This window comes from Jeotgalicoccus nanhaiensis (assembly GCF_015235105.1).
Taxonomy (GTDB): Bacteria; Bacillota; Bacilli; order Staphylococcales; family Salinicoccaceae; genus Jeotgalicoccus; species Jeotgalicoccus nanhaiensis.
Genome location: NZ_JADGLW010000009.1, coordinates 1 through 26256, shown reverse-complemented (window position 1 = coordinate 26256; position 26256 = coordinate 1). Strand labels below are relative to the sequence as shown.

The window sequence follows — 26256 nt, the reverse complement described above, 5'->3', positions numbered from 1 at the left end:
TGTCTTTAAATAAGCTGAAATAAATAATACAATAGTAATACGTAAATATAATTGGGGGAGAATATACACGAATGGCAAAAGCAAAAGTATCATTTGAATGTATGGCCTGCGGCTATGAGACGCCGAAGTGGATGGGTAAATGCCCGAACTGCGGAGCATGGAACCAGCTTGAAGAAAAAATAGTGCATAAAGAATCTGCGCCGGGCCGCGGCACTCTGGGGAAGACACCCTCTGAAGACCGTTCCCGCGCGACTAAATTAACAACGATAAAAAAACAGGATACACCGCGGACGACAACGCGCTCCGGAGAATTCGACCGTGTGCTCGGCGGCGGTATCGTAAACGGCTCCCTCATTTTAATCGGCGGTGACCCCGGGATAGGGAAATCGACAATTTTACTGCAGACGGCATTGATTTTAGCTGAAAATCATAATGTGCTTTATGTTTCCGGAGAGGAATCACTTGAACAGATTAAAATGCGGGCAGACCGTATTACGGAGACATCATCGGATTTGACCGTTTTTTGCGAAACGAACTTATTATATATTCATGAAGAAATTAAAAGGTTAAAACCCGACTTTCTAATTATAGACTCGATTCAGACCGTGTTCCATCCGGATGTAACGAGTGCACCGGGCAGTGTTGCCCAGGTAAGAGAAAGCACGCAGTCGATTATGAACATTGCAAAAGGCAATAACATTGCGACCTTTATCGTCGGACATGTAACAAAAGACGGTCAGATTGCCGGGCCGAGACTGCTTGAGCACATGGTAGATACTGTGCTTTATTTCGAAGGAGATCAGCACCACACATACCGTATACTGCGCGCTGTTAAAAACCGTTTCGGTTCGACGAACGAAATGGGTATATTCGAAATGAAAGCAAAAGGTCTGGAAGAAGTGCTGAATCCATCGGAAATCTTTCTGGAAGAACGTTCCAAAAATGCTCCGGGGTCGGCAATCGTTGCAACGATGGAAGGGACGCGGGCAATGCTTGTTGAAGTGCAGTCTCTGGTCACGCCGACACACTTCCATAATCCGAGACGCATGGCGACCGGTGTAGATACAAACCGGCTGTCGCTCTTAATGGCAGTGCTTGAAAAATCGGAAGGGCTGCTGATGCAGCAGCATGACGCTTATATTAAAGTAGCGGGCGGAGTGAAACTCGATGAGCCTGCAGTAGATTTAAGCGTTATTATCAGTATCGCATCGAGCTTCCAGAATATAGCGGTGCGCGGGGACGACTGTTTCATCGGGGAAGTGGGACTAACCGGCGAAATAAGACGGGTTACCAAGATAGAACAGCGCCTGCAGGAAGCAGCCAAGCTCGGCTTCAAACGCGCGATTGTACCCGCATCTAATTTAAGCGGGGTGAATGTCCCCGAAGGAATTGAAGCAATCGGAGTTAAAACATTAAAACAGGCAATTAAACATGCACAGCACAAAGATTAAAAAGGAGGGATAATATGCTCAAATACTTACTGTATGTTGTTTATATACTGATCGGTATTTCATTAGGTGTATGGCTGTTTCCGGAACTGCAGATGCTTCTGCCGTTCGAAATGCCGAGGATATTTAATAACATACTGATCAGCGGCACGCTCGGTGTTTTGTTATTTTTCTTATTATTTGGCTGGACGCTGTCGCACGCACAAAAATTTTTGAAAAAAAGTGAAGGCTATCTGCTCTCAAGAAGTCTGGTTGAAATCGTTTTTGCCACGCTTGGAATGATGCTGGGACTCGTAATCGCTGTCTTAATCTCTCTTTTAATCAATACACTGGATATTCCATTGATAGGTGAAATCGTACCGATTATTTTTGCAGTAGTACTCGGATATTTAGGATTTATGATCGGGCTCCGAAAATTCAGCGAAGTGCTGGACTTCTTTCCGAAATCTTCGGGCAAGTCAAAAGCTGAAGGCAATCATGCAGCGCTGAAGAAGTTTATCGACACAAGTGTCATTATAGACGGACGGATTATTGATGTTGTGGAAACGGGTTTTCTGGAAGGCGAGATTATCATCCCGCAATTTGTGCTGGATGAGCTGCAGCTGATTGCGGACGCGACAGATCCTGTTAAGCGGGAAAAAGGCCAGCGGGGACTGGATATGCTTAATGCCCTGCAGGAGAAGAGCCGGAATGTCCGCATTGAGCCGGTGTCTTATGATAAACTCGATGTCGATCAGCAGCTGATTGATATTGCGAAAAAAGAAAAAGGTGCAATTTTAACGACGGATTACAACTTAAATAAAATATGCCAGCTGCACGACATCCCTGTTCTTAATGTCAATGAACTGAGCGGCGCAATTAAAACTGTCGTTGTGCAGGGTGATGTTTTCGAACTGTTTGTATCTAAAACCGGAAAAGAAGAAAATCAGGGTGTCGGATATCTTGAAGACGGTACGATGGTCGTTGTGGAACATGGAGAGAATTTAATTAATCAAATGGTATCCGTCATCGTGACGAGTGTGCTGCAGACGAATTCGGGACGAATCGTTTTTGCGAAACTGGAGAAAAATAAATGAAATATACAGTAATTATACCGGCCGCGGGCCTCGGGACCCGTATGGGCCTCGGATTTAATAAAGTACTGCTTGAAATTAACGGAGAGCCGGTAATTAAACATACGGTCAGACATTTTGAAGAAGACCCGGACTGCGAGGCGATTCACCTGGCAGTAAGAAGAGAAGAAACTGCTGTTATGAAGGAACTGTTCTCTGACTCTGATAAAGTTTCAGGTATTCACGCGGGTGGAGCGGAGCGGCAGGACAGCATATACAATGCGCTGGTCAATGTACGGAATGCAGATTACATCTTCGTACACGACGGTGCGAGGCCGTTTCTGACGAATGATGTGCTTTCAAGGCTGAAAAGAAAAGTCAAAGAGACCGGAGCGGCTATCTGCGGTGTGAAAACAAAAGACACGCTGAAACGTGTGGTTGACGGTAAAGTCAAAGAAACGCTCAGGCGGGATGAAGTGATTGCCGTACATACTCCGCAGGCATTTGACTGCAGTCTTCTAAAACAGGCGTATGAGCATGCGAGACAGAATAAGCTTGAAGTGACAGATGACTCGATGATGGTGGAAGCGCTGGGTAAAGAAGTCTATTTAGTCGAATCGACTTATGATAATATTAAAATAACGACAAGCGAAGATTTGCAGCTTGCGCATATGATTCTTAAAGGAAAGTAGTGAGATGATGAGGATCGGTCACGGTTATGATGTGCATGCATTTGATGCATCCCGTCCGCTGATTTTAGGCGGCATGGAAATCCCCCATGATTTTGGTTTAAAAGGGCACTCTGATGCGGATGTGCTGCTGCATACGATTACAGATTCAATACTGGGTGCACTTGCTCTTGGCGATATCGGGAAATTTTTCCCGGACACAGATGAAAAATTTAAAGATGCAGATTCTGGTGTCCTGCTCGGTGAAGTGGTTGCCATGATGTACGAAAAGGGTTATGAAATCGGCAATATCGATGCTGTGGTTATTGCTGAAAGGCCGAAATTAAGAGGATATATTGATGATATACGCGGAAATGTGGCTGCACTTTTGAAGACGGATATATCAAATGTTAATATTAAAGCGACAACATCGGAAAAATTAGGATTTACAGGCAGAGAAGAAGGCATCGCAAGTGAAGCGGTAGTCTTACTTAACAAACAGGAGGCAAAATAATGAGTAAAGTAAGAGTGAGATATGCACCGAGTCCGACTGGATTCCTGCACATAGGAAATGCGCGCGCAGCATTATTTAATTATTTATTCGCACGCCATCACGGCGGAGACTTTGTTATCCGTATAGAAGATACTGACAAATCAAGACACGTGGCCGAAGGTGAAGACTCTCAGCTTAACTACTTGAAGTGGCTCGGTATTGAATGGGATGAAAGTGTGGATGTCGGCGGAGACTACGGCCCTTACCGCCAGTCGGAGCGCGGAGATATTTACGCGCCGTACATTCAGCAGCTGCTGGATAATAACCTTGCCTACCGCTGCTACATGACTTCAGAAGAACTGGAAGCTGAAAGAGAAGAACAGCTGAAAAACGGCCAGACACCAATGTACGGCGGTAAGCATGCGAACTTAACAAGAGAACAGGAAGAGCAGTTCAAAGCTGAAGGCAGAGAACCTGCGATACGTATCCGCGTGCCCAAAGACAAAACTTATACGTTTAACGATATGGTTAAAGGTGATGTATCTTTTGACTCGAACGGTTTCGGCGACTGGGTAATCGTTAAAAAAGACGGAGTGCCGACTTACAACTTTGCGGTTGTTATCGATGACCACGAAATGGAAATCACCCACGTGCTCCGCGGAGACGACCATATTTCAAACACGCCGAAACAAATGATGGTTTACGAACTGCTCGATTTGCCGCTGCCGGAATTCGGCCACACAGCTTTAATTGTTAATGCGGAGAAGAAAAAACTGTCAAAACGCGATGCTTCAATTATTCAGTTTATCGAACAGTACGAAGAATTAGGCTATCTGCCGGATGCAATGTTTAACTTTATTGCGCTCCTCGGCTGGTCGCCTGAAGGTGAAGAGGAAATCTTTACGAAAGAAGAACTGATTGAGAACTTCGATGAAAATAGACTGTCGAAAGCATCTGCATTTTTCGATAATCAGAAATTAATGTGGATTAACAACCAGTATATGAAACAGAAAAACTCTGAAGAAATTTTTGAAATGGCGCTGCCGTTTCTGAAAGAAGCGGACAGAGTATCAGAAAATCCAGACGAAGCGGAACTCGATTGGGCGCGCAAGCTCGTTCAGCTGTATCAGCCGCAGATGAGTTACGCTGCGGAAATTACAAAACTGTCGGAACAATTCTTTAAAGATCATGTGGAATTTGATGAAGAAGCACAGGAAGTACTTGACCAGGAACATATTCCTGAACTCATGACGGCGCTCCACAAACATTTCACAGAACTTCAGGACTTTTCACCTGAAGGAATTAAAGCTGAAATCAAGGCTGTCCAAAAAGAGACAGGCATTAAAGGCAAGAAATTATTTATGCCGATCCGCGTGGCAGTAACAGGTGAAACAAAAGGACCAGAATTGCCGGATTCGATTTCATTAATCGGCAAAGAAGCAGTGCTCGAGCGCATTCAGCGTTTAATCTAAGCCGGACTGTTGAAATAACATCCGGTGTGCCGTATGATATAGGTGTTAAAAGTTAAGTATGCAAACCGCTGGACACAAAGAGATTATCCGTCTGCTGAAAAGGATAACAAAGCGTTTTGCAGAATTGCGCTTTTAATATTGAACGAATTGTATATTAAAAGTGACAAAGCAGAGTGGAACCGTGCGTAAGCGCCTCTGTCCGATTACCGGGCAGAGGCGTATTTTTATGATTTTAGGAGGACGAAGATGTTTCAGAGAGTGAAAGAAGATTTGGACATGGTACTGGCACTCGACCCGGCAGCGAAAAACCGTTTAGAAGTGTTTTTTACATATGCGGGTATTCACGCGGTATGGGCGCATCTGATTGCGCACTGGTTTTATAAAAAGAATTTTAAAGTAATGGCACGTGTGATTTCGCAGCTGAGCCGTTTTGTGACGGGCGCAGAAATTCATCCGGGCGCAAACATCGGCAGACGGCTGTTTATCGACCATGGTATGGGTGTAGTCATCGGCGAGACATGCAATATCGGCAATGATGTAACGATTTACCAGGGGGTAACACTTGGCGGAACGGGTAAAGAAGATCATAAGCGCCACCCGGATATCGACGATAATGTCCTGATTGCAGCAGGCGCGAAAGTGCTCGGGAATATCCGCGTCGGAGAATCATCGAACGTTGGAGCGAACTCTGTAGTTTTAAAAAATGTGCCGCCCCACTCGACAGTTGTCGGCATCCCAGGTCATATTGTAAAGCAGCACGGACAGCGTGTCAGAAAACATAATAATTTTGACCATCGGGATTTACCGGATCCGTTGTTTGAGAAACTGCTGGAACTTGAAAAAGAAATTAATAACTTCAGAAGAGAAGTTGGAAATGAGGTAAAAGATGGTTCGCATATATAATACAATTACAAGAAGGAAAGAAGATTTTAAGCCGCTTGAAGAAGGCAAAGTGAGCATGTATGTCTGCGGTCCCACTGTGTATAACTATATTCATATCGGCAATGCGCGTCCTGCGATTGCTTTTGATACAGTGCGCCGCTATTTGGAATATAAAGGATATGAAGTAAAATACGTATCAAACTTTACAGATGTAGACGATAAACTGATTAAAGCTTCGAAAGAACTGGGAGAAACTGTGCCGGAAATTGCCGAGCGCTTTATCGAAGCGTTCTTTGAAGATACGGGCGCGCTCAATGTGAAGAAAGCAGATGTGCACCCGAGGGTAATGGACCATATGCCGGATATAGTTGAATTTATTAAAGTGCTGATCGATAAAGGTCATGCTTATGAATCGGCAGGAGATGTGTATTTTAAGACACGTTCATTTGACGGTTACGGCAAACTGTCCCAGCAGTCAGTGGATGATTTGAAGGTAGGTGCGCGCATCGATGCCGGAGAGAAGAAACAGGACCCTCTGGATTTCGCTTTATGGAAAGAGGCGAAGGATGGAGAAATCAACTGGGAATCTCCGTGGGGGAACGGGCGTCCGGGCTGGCATATCGAGTGCAGCGTAATGGCGCGTGAGCATCTAGGCGACACAATCGACATTCACGCGGGCGGACAGGATTTAACCTTCCCGCATCATGAAAATGAGATTGCCCAGAGTGAGTGCATGACGGACGAAACATTCGCAAACTACTGGATGCACAACGGCTATATCAATATCGATAATACAAAAATGTCGAAATCACTCGGTAATTTTATATTGGTGCACGATATTATTAAAGAAATCGAGCCGAACGTTCTCCGCTACTTTATGATCAGCGTTCACTACCGGAATCCGATTAATTATAACCGCGAGCTTGTGGATGCAGCGCGCAACAGTCTGATGCGCATCCAGGACAGCTATCATCAGGCAGCTGAACGTGCGGAGAAAGCAGTCGGTACGGAAGCCGATGAGAAAGTGCTCCTTGCAATCGATGATAACCTTAAGCAGTTTGAAGCGTTTATGGATGATGATTTCAATACGGCGAATGCTATTACGGCCTGGCACGAACTGACGGGCGAACTGAACAAATATCTGCGCCAGCCGTCGACATCAAAAGAAGTGCTTCAGAAATTTATGAAGGTGTTCGAAACATATTCTGAAATTCTCGGTGTAAGTCTCGACAGAAAAGAACTGCTTTTGGACGAAGAAATTGAAACACTGATTGAAGAGCGGGAAGCAGCCCGGAAAAACAAAGATTTTGCACGGGCGGATGAAATCCGCGACAGTTTAAAAGCTGAAGGCATAGTTTTAGAAGACACGAAAGACGGCGTGAGGTTTAAGCGTGGATAATTTTAAGATCGACGCAGTGCCGTCGCTGTCGCTCGCATTTTTAGGAGATGCAGTTTATGCCGTGCATATCCGCGAGCATTTAATAAGAAATAAACCTTATTTAAAACCCGATGCCCTGCACCGGGAAGCGAATAAACTTGTCAGTGCGCGTGCGCAGGCAGATGCACTGCACTTTTTGAGACGGACGGGAGTGCTGAGTGAAGAAGAATGGGATATTGCCAGAAAAGCACGCAATAAATCGAGTGCGACACGGGCGAAAAACGCTTCGATTAAAGAATACCGGAACGCTTCAGGGCTGGAAGCACTGATTGGCCATCTCGCACTGGCGGAGAATGAACAGCGGATTACAGAGCTGATGGCTCATATTATTAAAAACGGGAGTGAAGGACAATGAGCAGTTCGGTTATAGCAGGACGTCACGCAGTGAAAGAGCTGCTGCGTTCGGACAGCGATATCAATAAGATTTATATGCAGGATACTGTAAACAAAAGCCAGCTGAAAGAAATTCTGGACCTGGCGAAAGAAAAGCGTGTCGTCGTCTCGGCGGTGCCGAAAAATAAAATAGACGGACTGACGGATGAACGGCACCAGGGTATCGTTGCACTCGTCAGCGCCCATGAGTATATGCCGCTTGAAGAACTGCTGGAAAAAATTGAAGGTAAAAATGCTAATATTATTATTCTTGATGGTCTGGAAGATCCTCATAATCTCGGTTCAATTTTAAGGACTTGCGATGCAGCAGGTTTTGATGGGGTCATTATTCCGAAACGCCGTTCGGTGCAGCTGACGGATACAGTAGCGAAAACATCGACCGGGGCAATAGAGTATGTGCCGGTTGTCAGGGTGACAAACATCAACCAGACAATCGATAAGCTGAAGGAAAACAACTTCTGGGTCATCGGCAGCGACGGCACCGGGAAGCTTGATTACCGCGAGATGAATGCGAAGACCGGCAGCAATGCGCTCGTAGTCGGCAGCGAAGGTGAAGGCATCAGTAAAAAAACTTTGGAAAAATGCGATTTCACAGTTAAGATACCGATGGCCGGAGAAATTACGAGCCTGAATGCTTCGGTTTCTGCGGCTTTGCTGATGTACGAAGTTTACCGTCAGCAGAATCCGCCTGGACGTGATTAATCATGCGCAAAAAACGGCGTCTGCTGGTGGTTGACGGCTATAATTTAATTGGTGCGAACTCCGAGTTATTTGCAGAATCTAAAATTTCTCTCCAGCTGGCAAGAGAAGAAGTATTGAAAGCGCTGAGCGAGTATCAAGCGCTTCAGAATTATGAAATTATCTGTGTTTTTGATGCTTATGAAGTGAAAAATCAGGAAGCGGTTATCGATTACTACGGTATCACGGTGATTTATACGAAAGAGAAGGAAACGGCGGATGAATATATAGAGCGTTTTGTGTACGATAACTATCACCCCCACCTCTGCGATATCAGTGTTGTAACGAGTGATCTGACAGAACAGAATGCCATTTTTGCCTATGGCGCTTACCGGATTCCTTCCAGAGAGATGTGGATGAACCTGGCGGAAGCCGGTAAAAATATCAGTTCCCATATCGAGACAATAAATGAAAAACTGCCGAGAACAAAACTTGATATCAGCGACGAAGTGCTTGCGAAAATGGAAAAACTGCGGCGCGGAGAGAATTGACGGCTTGAAGGGCCGCCCGGAACCTCATATATTAGAAGTAATATAAAAGGAGGCGGGCGGATGTATTTCATAAAGTCATTGTATATTTATATTAAAGAAGAGCAGCCGGCTGTTTACGGCGGAGATAAATTATTAGATGCTTATGCACTGCAGGTAAAAGCTGGCGAATTCCACTTTTTTGATAACATCGACCATCATCTCCGTCCGATAATCAGACGGATGACTTTCAAGTACGATATGAATGAACACGACCGGGAAGATTTAATTCAGGAAATGGTGCTCAGCGCACTGATTTTATGTTTGAAATACGACTTTGCAAAGGGACATTACAAGCATTATGTTCTCCGCTCTATCAGGCTGAAGATGTACGATTATATTCACCGGCTCAAGGTCTGGCATCAGGTTGAACTCAATCCTGACGAAATTCTGCTGCTGGAACATCAGCACGCTCTGCCGCATATCATGCTGAAAGAAACTCAGGCAGAGTATGCGGGGGCGGCCGGCAATTTATCGAATTATGAAAAGCGGGCTTTGAAATTATTTCTCGACGGCTGCACAATAGAAGATATCGCAGATATATTTAACAAGGAACCGGAGTCTGTCATCAATACGTTTTACAGGATTAAAATCAAATTCAACTCAGTTGAAGATTTACACACTGTTGTTGACAATGACGCCCTGAACCGATATAGTATATTAGAATTGAAATGAGGATTTTAAGATGAAAATTGCTCTTATATGCAGCAGCTGCGGCTCGCGGAACTATTCACTGAACAAGCCGGTTCACAACGAAAGACTCGTCATGAAAAAACACTGTCCAAAATGCAATAAGCATACAACGCATAAAAGTTCTATATAATTCAGGGGGAACGGTTGATGAATAATAATAAAAACTTCTTCCAAAATGTTGTTAGCGAGATGAAGAAAGTCAGCTGGCCGACAGGGCAGGAAGTAGTCCGTTATACAACGACAGTAGTAGTTACTGTAGTATTTTTTCTGGCATTTTTCTACGTGCTGGATATCGGCATCACAGCACTAATTGATCTTATGTAATTTTAAAGGAGCGGTAAAATGTCTCTAGACAAGCACTGGTATGCAGTACATACCTATTCAGGCTATGAAAACAAAGTAAAGGCAAACCTAGAGGCGCGCCTTGAATCGATGAATATGCAGGATTTAATTTTCCGCGTAGTCATCCCTGAAGAAGAGGAAACAACGATTAAAGACGGGAAAAAGAAAACGGCAATGAAAAAAACATTTCCGGGCTATGTACTCGTCGAACTGGTTATGACAGATGAATCTTGGTACGTCGTCCGCAATACGCCGGGTGTTACCGGATTTGTCGGCTCGCAGGGTGCGGGCAGCAAACCGAATCCTCTCTTGCCGGATGAAGTTAAATTTATCCTGCGTCAGATGGGTATGTCGGAAAAAATTGTTGATGTTGAAGTCGCTGTCGGCGAATCAATCAATATTATCGCGGGTCCATTTAACAATCAGAGCGGTGTAATCGAATCGATTGATGAGGAGCGTTACAAGCTTACCGTCCTTGTTGAAATGTTTGGACGCGAAACGCCTGTTGAAGTTGAATTCGATCAAATCGAGAAACTTTAAATTTTTAATTGAAATATGTAACTAATATATGCTATACTTTCATGGTCGCAAATTTGCGGCCATCTTTATTTATGTATACAGATGAAGAGTGGGAGGATGAAATCTAAACATCCTGTGACCACATCACGATTATGAGGAGGTGCAACATCGTGGCTAAAAAAGTTATTAATGTTGTGAAATTGCAAATTCCTGCAGGTAAGGCGAACCCGGCACCACCGGTAGGTCCGGCCCTAGGTCAGGCAGGCGTAAACATCATGGGATTCTGTAAAGAATTCAACGCGCGTACACAAGAGCAGGCAGGTCTTATTATTCCTGTTGAGATCTCAGTATTTGAAGATCGCTCATTCACATTTATTACAAAAACTCCACCGGCAGCTGTTCTTCTTAAGAAAGCAGCTAACACTGAGAAGGGTTCTGGCGAACCTAACAAAAACAAGGTGGCAACTGTTACAGCGGATCAGGTTCGTGAGATCGCTGAAACGAAAATGGAAGACTTAAACGCAGCATCAGTAGACGCAGCGGTTAAAATGGTTGAAGGTACAGCTCGAAGCATGGGCTTCACTGTCGAAAAATAAATTAAGTATTAATACGGTCGTGGGAGGATTAACCCCGCTATAACCACAAGGAGGAATAGATATGGCTAAGAGAGGTAAAAAGTATCAAGCTGCTCTAGAGAAGTTTGATCAAAACTCTGTGTTCTCAATTGAAGAAGCAATTAAACTTGCTAAAGAAACGCATGTTGCCAACTTTGACGCTTCAGTTGAAGTAGCATTCCGTCTAGGTATTGATACGCGTAAAAATGATCAGCAGATCCGTGGCGCATTAGTGCTGCCGCACGGTACTGGTAAGTCACAGCGTGTATTAGTATTTGCTAAAGGCGATAAAGCTAAAGAAGCAGAAGCAGCTGGCGCAGATTACGTTGGCGAAGCAGAATTGGCACAGAAAATTAACGGTGGATGGTTTGATTTCGATGTTATCGTTGCAACACCGGACATGATGGGCGAAGTTGGTAAATTAGGCCGGGTACTTGGACCTAAAGGACTAATGCCGAACCCTAAAACTGGTACGGTAACTATGGACGTAACTAAAGCAGTTCAGGAAATTAAAGCTGGTAAAGTTGAATACCGCGCTGAAAAAGCAGGTATTGTACACGTTGGAATCGGTAAAGTTTCATTTAGCGAAGAACAGCTGGTAGAAAACTTTAAAGCGATTCACGATGCACTGGAAAAAGCTAAACCGTCATCATCTAAAGGTGTTTACTTCAAATCAGTAACAGTATCAAGCACGATGGGTCCTGGAATTACAGTTGACCCAAGCGTAGTAAGAACTGTCTAAAATAATCATTGACAAGTGTAGATATATCAGTTATATTTACACTTGTAAATTTAAAAATTACCTAAGACAGCAGGAGCTGAACATAACAGCTTAATAACTATCCTGCCGAGGCAAATAAAAATGACTTGAATGATATTCATATAAATTCAAGCACTTTTTGCCGCCGGTAAAAGGTGCTTTTTTATTTGCACCAGAAAAAATAATGGAGGTGTAACTACATGTCAAACGTGATTGAACAAAAACAACAGCACGTTGAAGTGATTTCAGAACAGCTGAAAAACTCTGTATCTACTGTATTAGTAGACTACCGCGGTCTAACAGTATCTGAAGTAACTGAACTGCGTAAGCAATTGCGCGATGCTGGGATTGAATTCAAAGTTTACAAAAACACGATGGTTCGCCGCGCTGCGGATTCTGTCGGCTTATCTGAGCTGAACGAATTCTTAGTAGGCCCGAGTGCAATCGCATTTTCTAACGAAGATGTTATCGCGCCAGCTAAAATCATCCACGAATTTGCTAAAAAACACGAAGCTTTAGAAATTAAAGCAGGTGTCATCGAAGGTAGTTTCGTACCGGTCGAAGATGTTAAATCAATTGCATCTCTGCCATCAAGAGACGGATTGCTTTCTATGCTGTTATCAGTATTACAAGCGCCAGTACGCAACTTCGCATATGCAGTTAAAGCTATCGGTGAAGAGAAAGAACAGGAAAACGGCGAAGCTTAATAACGGGCACGCTGAAAACAATTATAAAATGGAGGAATATTATTATGGCTAACAATGAACAAATCATTGAAAGTATTAAAGAAATGTCAGTTTTAGAATTAAACGACTTAGTAAAAGCAATTGAAGAAGAATTCGGCGTAACAGCTGCTGCTCCTGTAGCTGCTGCAGGTGGCGGAGAAGCTGCTGCTGCTGAAGAACAAACTGAATTTGATGTAGAACTTACAGATGCAGGTTCTTCTAAGATTAAAGTAATCAAAGTAGTTCGCGAAGCTACTGGTCTTGGTCTTAAAGACGCTAAAGAGTTAGTTGACGGCGCTCCTAAAGTCATCAAAGAAGGTCTTTCTAAAGAAGACGCTGAAGCTCTTAAAGCTCAACTTGAAGAAGTTGGCGCTGGCGTAGAAGTTAAGTAAGCTATATAAATTTTGACAGAAAAAGTTCCCGTAAACATAAGTTTATCGGGGACTTTTTTAGTTACTTTCAGCAACTGGGGGAGATTGTATGTCTCACTATTACACTACGGATGACACGCCGCACGAATTCAGCGAAATAAAATTCAGTTTCAACGATTATGTCTACCGTTTTAAAACAGACCGCGGTGTATTTTCTAAAAATCAGATTGATTATGGTACTGAAGTGCTGATCAAAACTGTATTTTCGGATTTTGAAGGCGGCGGTAAGTTTATTGACATGGGCGCAGGCTACGGACCGATCGGTACCGTGCTCGGCAAAGAACTTGGACTTAAACCGGTAATGGTAGAAGTTAACGAGGATGCAATACAATTATCTATTGAAAACACCCGCCGGGAAAAGGTTGATGCCGAGATTCTCAACCGGAGCAGTTATGACGTTTCAGATTTAAATGCATCTCTGTACGTTACGAATCCGCCATTTAGAGCGGGCAAGGATACGGTGCTCGGAATTCTGGATGACGGTTATCGGCGCCTGGAAGAAAAAGGCTGCTTTTATATGGTTGTACAGAAAAAACAGGGTATGCCTTCTTATAAAAAGTATTTAAAATCTCTGTTTGGGAATGTTGAAATTGCAGCAAAAGATAAAGGTTATTACATCTTAAAAAGCACTAAATAAAAAGAAATTATATATTTGACTTGACAAATTGTATATGTTATTCTTATAGAATGTTAAATTAATATCAATAAGTATGTACTTTTCTGTGCAGCTGTTGAATGGAACATTTTGAATAAGTGTCCAGTTTAATAGGAAATGGGGTTGAATACGATTCCGTTTTCTTTTTGTCTTTTGAACTGTTCCGCTCTTAAATGTCCATTATAGTTTACGCAAATATTATTAGGGGTGAATCTGTCGATGAGTCAATTGATTCAGTATGGAAGACATGCACAACGTAGAAGTTATGCGCGTATCGAAGAGAAGTTAGAATTACCTAACTTAATTGAGATTCAGACGAAATCGTACGAGTGGTTTTTAGAAACCGGTCTAATCGAAATGTTTAAAGATATTTCTCCGGTAGAAGATTTTACTGGGAATATGTCTTTGGAATTTGTAGATTATAAACTCGGCGAACCGAAGTATAACGAGGAAGAAGCGAAAGATCACGATTCTACTTACTCAGCACCGCTGAGAGTGAAAGTTCGCTTAGTCATCAAAGAAACCGGCGAAGTTAAAGAGCAGGATGTATTTATGGGAGATTTCCCATTGATGACGGATACAGGGACTTTTATTATTAATGGTGCCGAGCGTGTAATCGTTTCGCAATTAGTAAGAAGCCCGTCTGTATATTTCTCTGAGAAGTTCGACAAAAATGGTAAATTGAACTTCGGAGCAACAGTCATCCCTAACCGTGGCGCATGGTTGGAATATGAAATCGACGCAAAAGATGTCGTATATGTAAGAATTGACCGCACGCGCAAATTGCCGATTACGGTATTATTACGTGCGTTAGGTTTTGCAACTGACGAAGAAATCATCAATCTTCTCGGCGATAACGAATACCTTCGCAATACGCTCGAGAAAGATGCGACAGAAACAGTCGACCAGGCCCTGTTAGAAATCTATGAAAGATTGCGTCCAGGCGAACCGCCAACAGTAGAAAACGCACGTAATTTATTATATTCGAGATTCTTTGATCCGAAACGGTACGATCTTGCAAATGTCGGACGTTATAAGATGAATAAAAAACTTCATCTGCAAAACCGTCTCTTCAACCAAGTGCTTACAGAACCGGTTGTCGACTCAGAGACAGGTGAAATTATTGCTGAAGCAGGCTCAACTATCGATCGCCGTACACTGGACTCGATTATGGAGCAGCTTGAAACAACTGCAAACCTGAAAACTTATCACCTTGAGCAGGGGCTCTTAGACGAGCCTGTTGAAATTCAATCGGTGAAAGTCAAATCACGCAACAATGAAGAGCATTCAACGACAGTAATCGGCAACGCCTTCCCTGATGTGGAAGTTAAATCAATCACGCCTTCAGATATTATTTCTTCAATGAGTTATTTCTTTAATTTATTGGAAGGTGTCGGATTCACAGATGATATTGACCATCTCGGTAACCGTCGTCTGCGTTCAGTCGGTGAATTGCTGCAAAACCAATTCCGTATCGGTGTTTCCCGTATGGAACGTGTTGTACGTGAAAGAATGTCTATTCAGGATACTGAAACGGTAACGCCTCAACAGCTGATTAACATTCGTCCGGTAATTGCATCTATTAAAGAGTTCTTCGGAAGCTCGCAGTTATCACAATTTATGGACCAGACAAATCCGCTTGCAGAACTGACGCACAAACGCCGTCTGTCTGCCTTAGGACCCGGCGGTCTGACTCGTGAACGCGCCGGCATGGAAGTGCGTGACGTTCACTACTCTCACTACGGACGTATGTGTCCGATTGAAACTCCGGAGGGGCCGAACATCGGTCTGATTAACACGCTGTCAAGTTATGCACGCGTTAATGATTTCGGATTTATCGAAACACCGTACAGAAGAGTTGATCCTGAAACGAATAAAGTAACGAATAAAATCGATTACTTAACAGCTGATGAAGAAGACAGCTATGTCGTTGCGCAGGCGAATGCTGTTCTCGATGAAGACGGCTCATTCCTCGATGAGGAAGTTATCTGCCGTTTCCGCGGAAACAACACTCAGATGCAGCGGGATCGTATGGACTACATGGACGTATCGCCTAAGCAGGTAGTATCTGCCGCGACTGCTTGTATTCCATTCCTTGAGAATGATGACTCTAACCGTGCACTTATGGGTGCGAACATGCAGCGTCAGGCAGTTCCATTATTAAATCCTGAATCGCCGTTTATCGGTACAGGTATGGAACACGTGTCTGCCCGCGACTCAGGTGCTGCTGTAGTTTCACGCTACAGAGGGCGCGTTGAACATGTCGAAGCGAAAGAAATTCACGTCCGCCGTATCGAAGATAAGAACGGTAAAGACGTAGAAACAGAAAAAGATATTTACAGAATGTCTAAATTCGTGCGTTCAAACGCAGGAACATGCTATAACCAGAAACCGATAATTACTGAAGGCGACATCGTTGAAAAAGGTGAAATACTTGCCGATGGACCTTCTATGGACAACGGTGAAATGGCTCTTGGACGCAACCTTGTTGTCGGCTTTATGACGTGGGATGGTTATAACTATGAGGATGCTGTAATTATGAGTGAGCGTCTTGTGAAACAGGATGTATACACTTCAATTCATATTGAAGAATACGAATCTGAATCAAGAGACACAAAACTCGGACCTGAAGAAATTACACGCGACATTCCAAACGTATCGGACAGCGCGCTTAAAAAACTGGACGATCGCGGAATTGTGCACATCGGTGCTGAAGTTATCGACGGTGATATTCTCGTCGGTAAAGTAACGCCTAAAGGTGTGACTGAATTAACTGCAGAAGAACGTTTACTGCATGCAATCTTCGGTGAAAAAGCGCGTGAAGTCAGAGATACTTCACTGCGTGTACCTCACGGTGCAGGCGGAATCGTGCTTGATGTTAAAGTCTTCAACCGTGAAGACGGCGACGAATTATCACCTGGTGTGAACCAGCTCGTTCGTGTTTATATCGTTCAGAAGAGAAAAATTTCTGAAGGAGATAAAATGTGCGGACGTCACGGTAACAAAGGTGTTATTTCGAAAATTTTACCTGAAGAAGATATGCCTTATATGCCTGACGGCACGCCAATTGATATCATGCTTAACCCGCTTGGTGTCCCGTCCCGTATGAACATTGGTCAGGTTCTTGAACTGCACCTCGGTATGGCGGCGCGTGCAATGGGCTTAAGAATGGCATCTCCGGTATTTGACGGAGCGAACGAAGATGATGTATGGACTACGATGGAAGAAGCAGGACTTGCACGCGACGGTAAGACGGTACTTTACGACGGACGCACAGGCGAACCGTTTGAAAACCGTATTTCTGTTGGTGTGATGTACATGCTTAAACTTGCGCACATGGTTGACGATAAACTGCATGCAAGAAGTACCGGACCTTACTCATTAGTAACGCAGCAGCCACTGGGCGGTAAAGCGCAGTTCGGCGGACAGCGTTTCGGTGAGATGGAAGTTTGGGCGCTTGAAGCATACGGTGCCGCATACACATTACAGGAAATTCTGACAGTTAAATCCGATGATACAGTCGGGCGTGTGAAAACATATGAAGCAATTGTTAAAGGTGAAAACCTGCCGAAACCGGGCGTTCCGGAATCATTCAGAGTATTGATGAAAGAACTTCAGAGTCTGGGTCTCGATGTAAGTATCATGGATGAAAACGACGAAGAAATTGAATTGCGCGATACAGAAGATGACGAGATGGAAAGCCAACCGACTCAATCGGACAAGGTAACTGCTTCAGCTGAAAATGAAAATGTTACTGAGTAATGTGCTGAGCTTCGAGAAAACTTTAGGGAGGAAAGCTCATTGATAGATGTTAATAGATTTAAATATATGAAAATTGGTTTAGCGTCACCGGAAAAGATTCGTTCATGGTCTTTCGGTGAAGTGAAGAAACCGGAAACGATTAACTACAGAACATTAAAACCGGAACGCGATGGTTTATTCTGTGAGAAGATTTTCGGACCGACTAAAGACTGGGAATGCAGCTGCGGTAAGTACAAACGTGTCAGATATAAAGGGATGGTTTGTGACCGCTGCGGAGTCGAAGTTACACGCGCTAAAGTAAGACGTGAAAGAATGGGGCACATCGAGCTTGCAGCTCCTGTAACTCACATCTGGTACTTTAAAGGAATTCCGTCACGCATGGGTCTCCTTTTAGATATGTCACCCCGCTCGCTTGAAGAAATTATCTATTTCGCATCTTACGCTGTAATTAAGCCGGGACCTACGGGTCTCGAGCCTAAGCAGCTCTTAAGCGAACGTGAATACCGCGAGTATTACGATAAATTCGGCAATACATTTGCAGCGAAAATGGGTGCTGAAGCGATTAAAGAATTACTTCAGCAGGTGGACTTAAACGCGGAACTTGAAATGCTCAGAAAAGAGCTTGAAACAGCAACAGGACAGCGTCTGACAAGAGCGATCAAACGTCTTGAAGTCGTTGAAGCTTTCCGTCATTCAGGCAATGATCCGTCATGGATGATTCTTGATGTGCTGCCGATTATTCCTCCGGAAATTCGTCCGATGGTACAGCTGGACGGCGGGCGTTTTGCTACGAGTGATATGAACGACCTTTACCGTCGCGTAATTAACCGTAACAACCGTCTGAAACGTCTCCTTGATTTAGGAGCACCGGGAATTATCGTCCAGAATGAGAAACGCATGCTGCAGGAAGCTGTAGATGCGCTTATCGATAATGGCCGCCGTGGCCGTCCTGTTACAGGACCGGGTAACCGCCCGCTTAAGTCACTGTCTCATATGCTTAAAGGTAAACAGGGACGTTTCCGTCAGAACCTTCTTGGTAAACGTGTTGACTATTCAGGACGTTCGGTAATCGTTGTCGGACCGGGTCTGAAAATGTATCAGTGCGGACTGCCGAAGGAAATGGCGCTCGAACTGTTCAAGCCTTTCGTGATGAAAGAACTTGTAGCACGTGACTTGGCGACAAACATCAAGAATGCCAAAGGCAAGATTGAGCGCATGGAAAATGAAGTATGGGATGTTCTGGAAGATGTTATTTCCGAGCACCCGGTACTGCTGAACCGTGCACCGACACTTCACCGTCTCGGTATTCAGGCTTTCGAAGCGAAATTAGTGGAAGGCCGCGCTATCCGTCTTCACCCGTTAGTTACAACAGCATACAATGCTGACTTTGACGGTGACCAGATGGCAGTGCACGTTCCATTATCGAAAGAAGCACAAGCTGAAGCACGCATGCTGATGCTCGCTGCTCAAAATATCCTTAACCCTAAAGACGGCAAGCCGGTAGTTACACCGTCCCAGGATATGGTTCTTGGTAACTACTACTTGACACTTGAACGTGAAAACATGAAAAATGAAGGGCATATCTTCAAGAGTATCGATGAAGTTGTGATGGCTTACCAGAACGGTTACACATCACTTCATACGCGTATCGGCCTTCATACACAAACCTTATCTGAGGAAAAAGTTTCTGCGGAGAACAAAGGTAAACTATTAATGACGACTGTCGGCAAAGTAATCTTCAATCAGATTATGCCGCCTTCATTCCCGTATATTAACGAACCGACACGCGAAAACTTAGAACGCAAAACACCAAACAAATACTTCATTGACGCTAAAGATTTAGGCGAAGAAGGTTTAGTTGAAAAAATTCAGGAAATGCCGCTTGTCGATCCATTTGACAAGAAATATCTTGGACAGGTTATTGCGGAAGTCTTCAACAAGTTCCACATTACAGAAACATCTGTCATGCTGGATCTGATGAAAGACCTCGGATTCAAATACTCCGCTAAAGCCGGTATTACGGTAGGGGTAGCAGATATCGTTGTACTTCCTGAGAAACAGGTCATCATCGACGATACTGAAGAAAAAGTTGAGAAAGTTCAGAAGCAGTTCTCCCGCGGTTTAATTACTGAAGAAGAACGTTATAATGCTGTTATTGAACTTTGGACAAAAGCTAAAGATGTTATTCAGGAAAAACTGATGGCATCATTACACCGCCTGAACCCGATCTTCATGATGAGTGACTCAGGTGCCCGCGGTAACGCATCAAACTTTACACAGCTTGCCGGTATGCGCGGACTGATGGCGAACCCGTCAGGTGAAATCATCGAGCTTCCAATCAAATCAAGTTTCCGTGAGGGACTGACAGTACTCGAGTACTTTATCTCGACTCACGGTGCGCGTAAAGGTCTTGCCGATACAGCACTGAAAACTGCTGACTCGGGTTACCTGACACGCCGTCTGGTTGATGTTGCGCAGGATGTTATCGTACGCGAAGAAGATTGCGGTACTGATAAAGGACTGAGTGTTTCTGCACTGACAGAAGGATCAGAACTTATCGAGCCGCTTATCGACCGTCTGGAAGGCCGTTATGTAAAAGAAACTGTAAGACATCCGGAAACTGACGAGGTCATTCTCGGCAGCAACGAGTTAATCACTCCGGATATCGCTAAAGAAATCGTGAACAGCGGCATTGAAGAAGTATATATCCGTTCAGCATTTACATGTAATACACGTCATGGTGTATGCGAACGCTGCTATGGTAAAAACCTTGCGACTGGTGAAAAAGTTGAGGTCGGCGAAGCAGTTGGTACAATTGCCGCTCAATCAATTGGTGAGCCGGGTACACAGCTTACAATGCGTACATTCCACACAGGCGGGGTAGCAGGTAGCGATATTACACAAGGTTTACCGCGTATTCAGGAACTATTCGAAGCGCGTAACCCGAAAGGGCAGGCACAGATTTCAGAAATACACGGTACAGTAACGGATATTGAAGTTGTTAAGGACCGTCAGCAGGAAGTTAAAGTTAAAGGTGAGCATGAAACCCGCACTTACATGGTGCCAGGGGCAGCACGCCTGCTGGTTGAAGTCGGCGATAAAGTCGGTCCTGGTGAAGTGTTAAATGAAGGTTCAATCGAACCTAAACAGCTGCTTCAGGTAGCCGGTTTAAATACGACACAGGAATATCTGCTTAAAGAAGTACAGAAAGTATACCGCATGCAAGGGGTAGAAATCGGTGATAAGCACGTTGAAGTTATGGTTCGTCAAATGCTGCGAAAAGTGCGCATTATCGATGCCGGAGACACTTCGTTATTACCAGGTGCTTTAGTAGAAATTCATACGTTTACGGACGCCAACAAAGAGATCTTCAAACAGAGAAAACGTCCGGCAACAGCAAAACCGGTACTGCTCGGTATTACGAAAGCTTCACTTGAAACTGAAAGTTTCCTTTCAGCAGCAAGCTTCCAGGAAACAACACGTGTCCTGACAGATGCAGCGATTAAAGGGAAACGCGATGATCTTCTCGGCCTTAAAGAGAACGTTATTATCGGTAAACTGATTCCTGCAGGTACAGGAATGGCCAAGTATAAAGATGTAGAGATAGATGTAGCTGAAAAAGCAGTATCGGAAGAAGAAGTTGTTCTTTTAGAAGATTAACTTTTTCGGAAGGTACTAAAATAAGAGGGAAGCACATGCATTGAAGGGTCAACTGCATGTGCGGTAGCCGCTCCGTAACAGGAGCGGCTTTTTATAAAAATGAAACTGCCCGAGAAAGAAAAAACTTCAACAAAAATCCCCGGTTTATTGTAGCTATAGAAGGAGATTTGTGTTAATCTGTTTATGTCTTAGCGATATGTTTTTTTATATCGGGAAAGCTTGACACTGAAGCTGCCGCAGTGGTATTATAGTTAAGGTTACTTTGTGAGGGGACTTTGTGCCCAGTCATAAAGGAGACAAAGTGTATTTTGTGTAAGATTTACATCTTACAGATTTTTTATACCCTGAAAATGAACCACCTGGATGTGTGGATTAAGAAAAAGAGAGGAGGACATTCGATTATGCCAACTATTAATCAGTTGATCAGAAAGTCACGCAGTACTAAATCACAAAAATCTGCATCGCCTGCATTGAACAGAGGGTTTAACAGTCTTAAGAAACGCGTTACTACTGACGCTGCGCCACAAAAACGCGGTGTTTGTACACGTGTAGGTACTATGACTCCTAAAAAACCAAACTCTGCTTTGCGTAAATATGCACGTGTCAGATTATCAAATAATATTGAAGTGAACGCGTATATCCCTGGTATCGGTCACAACCTGCAAGAACACAGTGTTGTACTTATCCGCGGAGGACGTGTTAAAGACTTACCGGGGGTACGTTACCACGTAGTTCGCGGTGCTCTTGATACTTCAGGTGTTGAAGGACGCAGACAAAGCCGTTCACATTACGGTGCTAAAAAACCTAAAGGCGACAAGTAATATTCAGTCACTTTAGATGCGTAAGCAAATTAAAAAAATGATAAAATAAAAAATGGAAGGAGGATAATTATGCCACGTAAAGGTCCAGTACCAAAAAGAGATGTATTACCGGATCCGATTCACAACTCTAAGCTTGTGACTAAACTCATCAACAAAATGATGATTGACGGTAAACGAGGAACTTCGCAAAAAATTCTTTATAACGCATTTGATCTAGTACAAGAACGTTCTGGTAAAGATGCTATGGAGGTTTTTGACGAAGCGATTGAAAACATTATGCCACTTCTTGAGGTTAAAGCACGCCGGGTTGGTGGGTCAAACTACCAAGTGCCGGTTGAAGTTCGTCCAGAACGCCGTACTACTCTAAGCTTACGTTGGCTTGTGAACTACGCACGTCTGCGTGGGGAAAAGACAATGGAAGAAAGATTAGCTAACGAAATTCTTGATGCTGCTAACAACACAGGTGGAGCAGTTAAGAAACGCGAAGAAAGTCATAAAATGGCTGAAGCTAACAGAGCATTTGCACACTACCGCTGGTAGGAAGCACTGCCTTTTAGTATTTAAATCTAATCCATTCCTGGAAGGAGCAAAGAATACTCATGGCAAGACCATTTACTCTAGAAAGAACGCGTAATATCGGTATCATGGCACACATCGATGCAGGTAAAACTACGACGACTGAACGTATTCTTTATTACACAGGGCGTATCCACAAACTAGGTGAAACACACGAAGGTGCTTCACAGATGGACTGGATGGAGCAGGAGCAGGAACGTGGAATCACGATCACATCTGCTGCGACAACAGCTGAGTGGGATAACCACCGTGTAAACATTATCGATACACCTGGACACGTAGACTTCACTGTTGAAGTTGAACGTTCATTACGTGTACTCGACAGTGCGGTTACAGTACTTGATGCACAATCAGGTGTTGAGCCACAAACTGAAACAGTATGGCGTCAGGCGACAACATACGGCGTTCCAAGACTTGTATTCGTAAACAAAATGGACAAAGTCGGTGCAGACTTCCAGTATTCAGTAGGCACTATCAGAGACCGTTTACAGGCGAATACACACCCGATCCAAATTCCGATTGGTGCTGAAGATAATTTCACAGGAATCATTGATCTTGTAGAAATGAAAGCATACAGCTACGGTAACGACCTGGGAACTGATATTAACGAAATAGAAATCCCTGCAGATTACGCTGACGAAGCAGCAGAAGCAAGAGAAGCTCTTATCGAAGGTTTAGCCGACGTCAATGAAGACGTTATGGAAAAATACCTCGGCGGAGAAGAACTTTCTGTGGAAGAACTTAAAGCAGCAATTCGCAAAGCGACTTGTGATGTTGAATTCTACCCTGCACTTTGCGGTACTGCATTCAAAAATAAAGGTGTTCAATTACTGCTTAACGCGGTAGTAGATTACCTTCCATCTCCATTAGACGTTAAACCGATTGTCGGTCATAAAGCTGATAATGAAGAAGAAGAGTATATTGCAAAACCGGATGATTCTGAGCCGTTTGCAGCATTGGCATTTAAAGTAATGACGGATCCATTCGTTGGTAAGCTTACTTTCTTCCGCGTGTACTCAGGTACACTTGATGCTGGTTCTTACGTACAGAATACTACCAAAGGCAAACGTGAACGTGTCGGCCGTATCTTACAGATGCACGCTAACTCACGTGAAGAAATCTCGACTGTTTATTCAGGAGATATCGCTGCTGCAGTAGGTCTAAAAGACACTGGTACTGGTGATACTCTTACACAGGAAAAACTTAACGTAATCCTTGAATCTATGGAATTCCCTGAACCGGTTATTCACTTATCGGTTGAGCCGAAGTCTAAGAGTGACCAGGATAAGTTAACGACTGCACTTGTTAAATTGCAGGAAGAAGACCCGACGTTCACAGCCCGTACTGATAAAGAAACCGGACAGGTTATTATCGGCGGTATGGGTGAGCTTCACCTGGACGTACTTGTTGACCGCATGAAACGTGAATTCAAAGTTGAATGTAACGTTGGTGCGCCAATGGTATCTTACCGTGAAACATTTACTGCACCTGCTAAGGTACAAGGTAAATTCGCCCGCCAATCTGGTGGTCGCGGTCAGTTCGGTGACGTTCACATTGAATTTACTCCAAACGAGCAAGGCGGCGGTTTCGAGTTCGAAAACGCGATTGTCGGAGGGGTGGTTCCACGTGAATATATTCCATCTGTAGAAGCTGGACTTAAAGATTCTATGGAAAACGGTGTAATTGCCGGATATCCTTTAGTTGACGTTAAGGCTAAACTTTACGATGGTTCATACCACGATGTCGATTCATCTGAAATGGCGTTTAAAGTCGCTGCATCACTGGCACTGAGAGAAGCTGCGAAAGTATGTAAACCAGTTCTTTTAGAGCCGATGATGAAAGTTGAAATCGTTATGCCTGAAGAATATTTAGGTGACATCATGGGTGACGTTACAAGCCGTCGCGGACGTGTAGAAGGTATGAATGCCCGCGGTAACGCTCAAGTCGTTAACGCATTCGTTCCACTTTCTGAAATGTTCGGATACGCAACATCACTGCGTTCTAACACGCAGGGTCGCGGTACTTACTCAATGGTATTCGACCACTATGAAGAGGTTCCTAAATCAGTATCTGAAGAAATCATCAAGAAAAATACAGGTGCTTAATTCATATACTTGATTTTTTAGAATAAATGCTTTATAAGTGTTGTAAGAAAGACTTCGAGACGGGTTTACCCCGTTCTCGGGTTTTATATAAAAAATAATGTTCTATATAAGGAGAGGTATTTTACAATGGGTAAAGAAAAATTTGACCGTTCGAAAACGCATGCCAACATTGGTACTATTGGTCACGTTGACCACGGTAAAACAACTTTAACAGCTGCTATTGCGACTGTATTATCTAAACACGGTGGCGGAGAAGCACAAAGCTACGACATGGTAGACAACGCACCTGAAGAAAAAGAGCGTGGTATTACAATTAACACGTCTCACATCGAGTACGAAACTGAAAAACGCCACTATGCACACGTTGACTGCCCAGGACACGCTGACTATGTTAAAAACATGATTACTGGTGCTGCACAAATGGACGGCGGTATCTTAGTAGTATCTGCTGCTGACGGCCCAATGCCACAAACTCGTGAGCACATCCTGCTTTCACGTAACGTAGGTGTACCTGCACTTGTTGTATTCTTAAACAAAGTTGACATGGTAGACGACGAAGAATTACTTGAATTAGTTGAAATGGAAGTTCGTGAATTACTTTCTGAATATGACTTCCCTGGCGACGACGTTCCAGTAATCGCTGGTTCAGCTCTTAAAGCTCTTGAAGGCGACGAAGAGTACGAACAAAAAATTCTTGACCTTATGAATGCTGTTGATGAGTACATTCCAACTCCGGAACGCGACTCTGACAAGCCATTCATGATGCCTGTTGAGGACGTATTCTCAATCACTGGCCGTGGTACTGTTGCTACAGGACGTGTTGAGCGTGGACAAGTTAAAGTCGGTGAAGAAATCGAAATCATCGGTATCACTGAGTCTAAGAAAACAACTGTTACAGGTGTAGAAATGTTCCGTAAGCTTCTTGACTACGCTGAAGCTGGTGACAACATCGGTGCTCTTTTACGTGGTGTTGCACGTGAAGACATCCAGCGTGGACAGGTTTTAGCTGCTCCAGGATCAATCACACCACACACAAACTTCAAAGCTGAAGTTTATGTTCTTTCAAAAGATGAAGGTGGACGTCACACTCCTTTCTTCACTAACTACCGCCCGCAGTTCTACTTCCGTACAACTGACGTAACTGGCGTATGTAACTTACCAGAAGGAACTGAAATGGTTATGCCTGGTGACAACGTTGAAATGACAGTAGAACTTATTTCACCAATCGCTATTGAAGACGGTACTCGTTTCTCAATTCGTGAAGGTGGACGTACTGTAGGATCAGGCGTTGTAACTGAAATCCAAAAATAATAATTTTTGAATTGTTATAACTGTAAATAAAAAGAGCTGAGATTTGACGTGCTACCCAAAAGTTGAACTTTTGGATTTAGGCTGATTTCAAGGTATGTTTCCTGAATTGTTCAGGAGACATGCCTTTTAATTTTGTCTTGATTCTATATTTATTATAATAATTAATGTACT

26 protein-coding genes and 1 other annotated feature are annotated in these 26256 nt (G+C 43.8%); of the genes, 25 read left to right on the top strand and 1 reads right to left on the bottom strand.

The window, feature by feature from the left end:
- Positions 1 to 71 precede the first annotated feature (71 nt).
- The 25 genes from radA to tuf all read left to right on the top strand — a co-directional run bounded on the left by radA (position 72) and on the right by tuf (position 26085).
- The gene (gene radA, locus IR135_RS10210) at positions 72 to 1451 is read left to right on the top strand and encodes a DNA repair protein RadA (RefSeq protein ID WP_135099104.1); all 1380 of its coding nucleotides are present in this window, start codon (positions 72 to 74) and stop codon (positions 1449 to 1451) included.
- 14 nt (positions 1452 to 1465) lie between these two features.
- On the top strand, positions 1466 to 2524 hold the full coding sequence (locus IR135_RS10205; protein ID WP_135099102.1) for a PIN/TRAM domain-containing protein: 1059 nt from the start codon (positions 1466 to 1468) through the stop codon (positions 2522 to 2524).
- Positions 2521 to 3192: a 2-C-methyl-D-erythritol 4-phosphate cytidylyltransferase gene (gene ispD / locus IR135_RS10200; RefSeq protein WP_135099100.1), complete on the top strand. Its 672-nt coding sequence runs from the start codon at positions 2521 to 2523 to the stop codon at positions 3190 to 3192. Before IR135_RS10205 ends, ispD begins: the two co-directional genes overlap by 4 nt.
- A 4-nt stretch (positions 3193 to 3196) precedes the next feature.
- Positions 3197 to 3682 (top strand): 2-C-methyl-D-erythritol 2,4-cyclodiphosphate synthase, encoded by a 486-nt coding sequence (ispF, locus tag IR135_RS10195; RefSeq protein WP_194194260.1) that lies wholly within the window; start codon positions 3197 to 3199, stop codon positions 3680 to 3682.
- On the top strand, positions 3679 to 5133 hold the full coding sequence (gltX, locus tag IR135_RS10190) for a glutamate--tRNA ligase (protein WP_167753411.1): 1455 nt from the start codon (positions 3679 to 3681) through the stop codon (positions 5131 to 5133). Before ispF ends, gltX begins: the two co-directional genes overlap by 4 nt.
- Before the next feature lie 246 nt (positions 5134 to 5379).
- Entirely contained in the window at positions 5380 to 6036 is a 657-nt protein-coding gene (gene cysE / locus IR135_RS10185) for a serine O-acetyltransferase (RefSeq protein WP_115885270.1), read from the top strand.
- Positions 6020 to 7414, top strand: a complete 1395-nt coding sequence (gene cysS, locus IR135_RS10180) for a cysteine--tRNA ligase (RefSeq protein WP_135099096.1) — start codon at positions 6020 to 6022, stop codon at positions 7412 to 7414. Before cysE ends, cysS begins: the two co-directional genes overlap by 17 nt.
- Complete coding sequence (locus IR135_RS10175) at positions 7407 to 7808, top strand: Mini-ribonuclease 3 (protein WP_135099094.1); 402 nt, start codon at positions 7407 to 7409, stop codon at positions 7806 to 7808. The genes cysS and IR135_RS10175 overlap by 8 nt, the downstream gene beginning before the upstream one ends.
- Positions 7805 to 8548, top strand: coding sequence for a 23S rRNA (guanosine(2251)-2'-O)-methyltransferase RlmB (gene rlmB, locus IR135_RS10170; protein ID WP_135099092.1), 744 nt, complete (start codon positions 7805 to 7807; stop codon positions 8546 to 8548). Before IR135_RS10175 ends, rlmB begins: the two co-directional genes overlap by 4 nt.
- A gap of 2 nt (positions 8549 to 8550) precedes the next feature.
- The gene (locus tag IR135_RS10165) at positions 8551 to 9075 is read left to right on the top strand and encodes an NYN domain-containing protein (protein WP_135099090.1); all 525 of its coding nucleotides are present in this window, start codon (positions 8551 to 8553) and stop codon (positions 9073 to 9075) included.
- A gap of 60 nt (positions 9076 to 9135) precedes the next feature.
- A complete protein-coding gene (locus tag IR135_RS10160; protein WP_135099088.1) occupies positions 9136 to 9786 on the top strand; it encodes a sigma-70 family RNA polymerase sigma factor in 651 nt (216 codons plus the stop codon).
- A gap of 10 nt (positions 9787 to 9796) precedes the next feature.
- A complete protein-coding gene (rpmG, locus tag IR135_RS10155) occupies positions 9797 to 9934 on the top strand; it encodes a 50S ribosomal protein L33 (protein ID WP_115885265.1) in 138 nt (45 codons plus the stop codon).
- A gap of 17 nt (positions 9935 to 9951) precedes the next feature.
- Entirely contained in the window at positions 9952 to 10128 is a 177-nt protein-coding gene (gene secE / locus IR135_RS10150) for a preprotein translocase subunit SecE (RefSeq protein ID WP_115885264.1), read from the top strand.
- A gap of 18 nt (positions 10129 to 10146) precedes the next feature.
- Entirely contained in the window at positions 10147 to 10686 is a 540-nt protein-coding gene (nusG, locus tag IR135_RS10145) for a transcription termination/antitermination protein NusG (protein ID WP_026860134.1), read from the top strand.
- A gap of 149 nt (positions 10687 to 10835) precedes the next feature.
- A complete protein-coding gene (rplK, locus tag IR135_RS10140; protein WP_115885262.1) occupies positions 10836 to 11261 on the top strand; it encodes a 50S ribosomal protein L11 in 426 nt (141 codons plus the stop codon).
- A gap of 61 nt (positions 11262 to 11322) precedes the next feature.
- Complete coding sequence (gene rplA, locus IR135_RS10135) at positions 11323 to 12021, top strand: 50S ribosomal protein L1 (protein ID WP_115885261.1); 699 nt, start codon at positions 11323 to 11325, stop codon at positions 12019 to 12021.
- Between the two features lie 42 nt (positions 12022 to 12063).
- Positions 12064 to 12213, top strand: a sequence feature (ribosomal protein L10 leader region).
- A 26-nt stretch (positions 12214 to 12239) separates the two neighbouring features.
- Positions 12240 to 12746 carry a 50S ribosomal protein L10 gene (gene rplJ / locus IR135_RS10130; RefSeq protein ID WP_135099086.1) on the top strand — a complete coding sequence of 169 codons (507 nt, stop codon included), beginning with the start codon at positions 12240 to 12242 and terminating at the stop codon, positions 12744 to 12746.
- 44 nt (positions 12747 to 12790) lie between these two features.
- Positions 12791 to 13156, top strand: coding sequence for a 50S ribosomal protein L7/L12 (rplL, locus tag IR135_RS10125; protein ID WP_115885259.1), 366 nt, complete (start codon positions 12791 to 12793; stop codon positions 13154 to 13156).
- 88 nt (positions 13157 to 13244) lie between these two features.
- Complete coding sequence (locus tag IR135_RS10120; RefSeq protein WP_135099084.1) at positions 13245 to 13832, top strand: class I SAM-dependent methyltransferase; 588 nt, start codon at positions 13245 to 13247, stop codon at positions 13830 to 13832.
- A 237-nt stretch (positions 13833 to 14069) separates the two neighbouring features.
- Complete coding sequence (gene rpoB, locus IR135_RS10115; RefSeq protein WP_135099082.1) at positions 14070 to 17612, top strand: DNA-directed RNA polymerase subunit beta; 3543 nt, start codon at positions 14070 to 14072, stop codon at positions 17610 to 17612.
- A gap of 39 nt (positions 17613 to 17651) precedes the next feature.
- A complete protein-coding gene (rpoC, locus tag IR135_RS10110; protein WP_135099080.1) occupies positions 17652 to 21272 on the top strand; it encodes a DNA-directed RNA polymerase subunit beta' in 3621 nt (1206 codons plus the stop codon).
- A 401-nt stretch (positions 21273 to 21673) separates the two neighbouring features.
- Entirely contained in the window at positions 21674 to 22093 is a 420-nt protein-coding gene (gene rpsL, locus IR135_RS10105; protein ID WP_115885255.1) for a 30S ribosomal protein S12, read from the top strand.
- A gap of 69 nt (positions 22094 to 22162) precedes the next feature.
- Entirely contained in the window at positions 22163 to 22633 is a 471-nt protein-coding gene (rpsG, locus tag IR135_RS10100) for a 30S ribosomal protein S7 (protein ID WP_026860143.1), read from the top strand.
- A gap of 59 nt (positions 22634 to 22692) precedes the next feature.
- Positions 22693 to 24774 (top strand): elongation factor G, encoded by a 2082-nt coding sequence (fusA, locus tag IR135_RS10095; protein WP_135099078.1) that lies wholly within the window; start codon positions 22693 to 22695, stop codon positions 24772 to 24774.
- A 126-nt stretch (positions 24775 to 24900) separates the two neighbouring features.
- Positions 24901 to 26085, top strand: a complete 1185-nt coding sequence (tuf, locus tag IR135_RS10090; RefSeq protein WP_135099076.1) for an elongation factor Tu — start codon at positions 24901 to 24903, stop codon at positions 26083 to 26085.
- 76 nt (positions 26086 to 26161) lie between these two features.
- Here tuf and IR135_RS10085 read toward each other — a convergent pair whose 3' ends face one another.
- Entirely contained in the window at positions 26162 to 26251 is a 90-nt protein-coding gene (locus tag IR135_RS10085; protein ID WP_416212699.1) for an IS3 family transposase, read from the bottom strand.
- Positions 26252 to 26256: the final 5 nt, after the last annotated feature.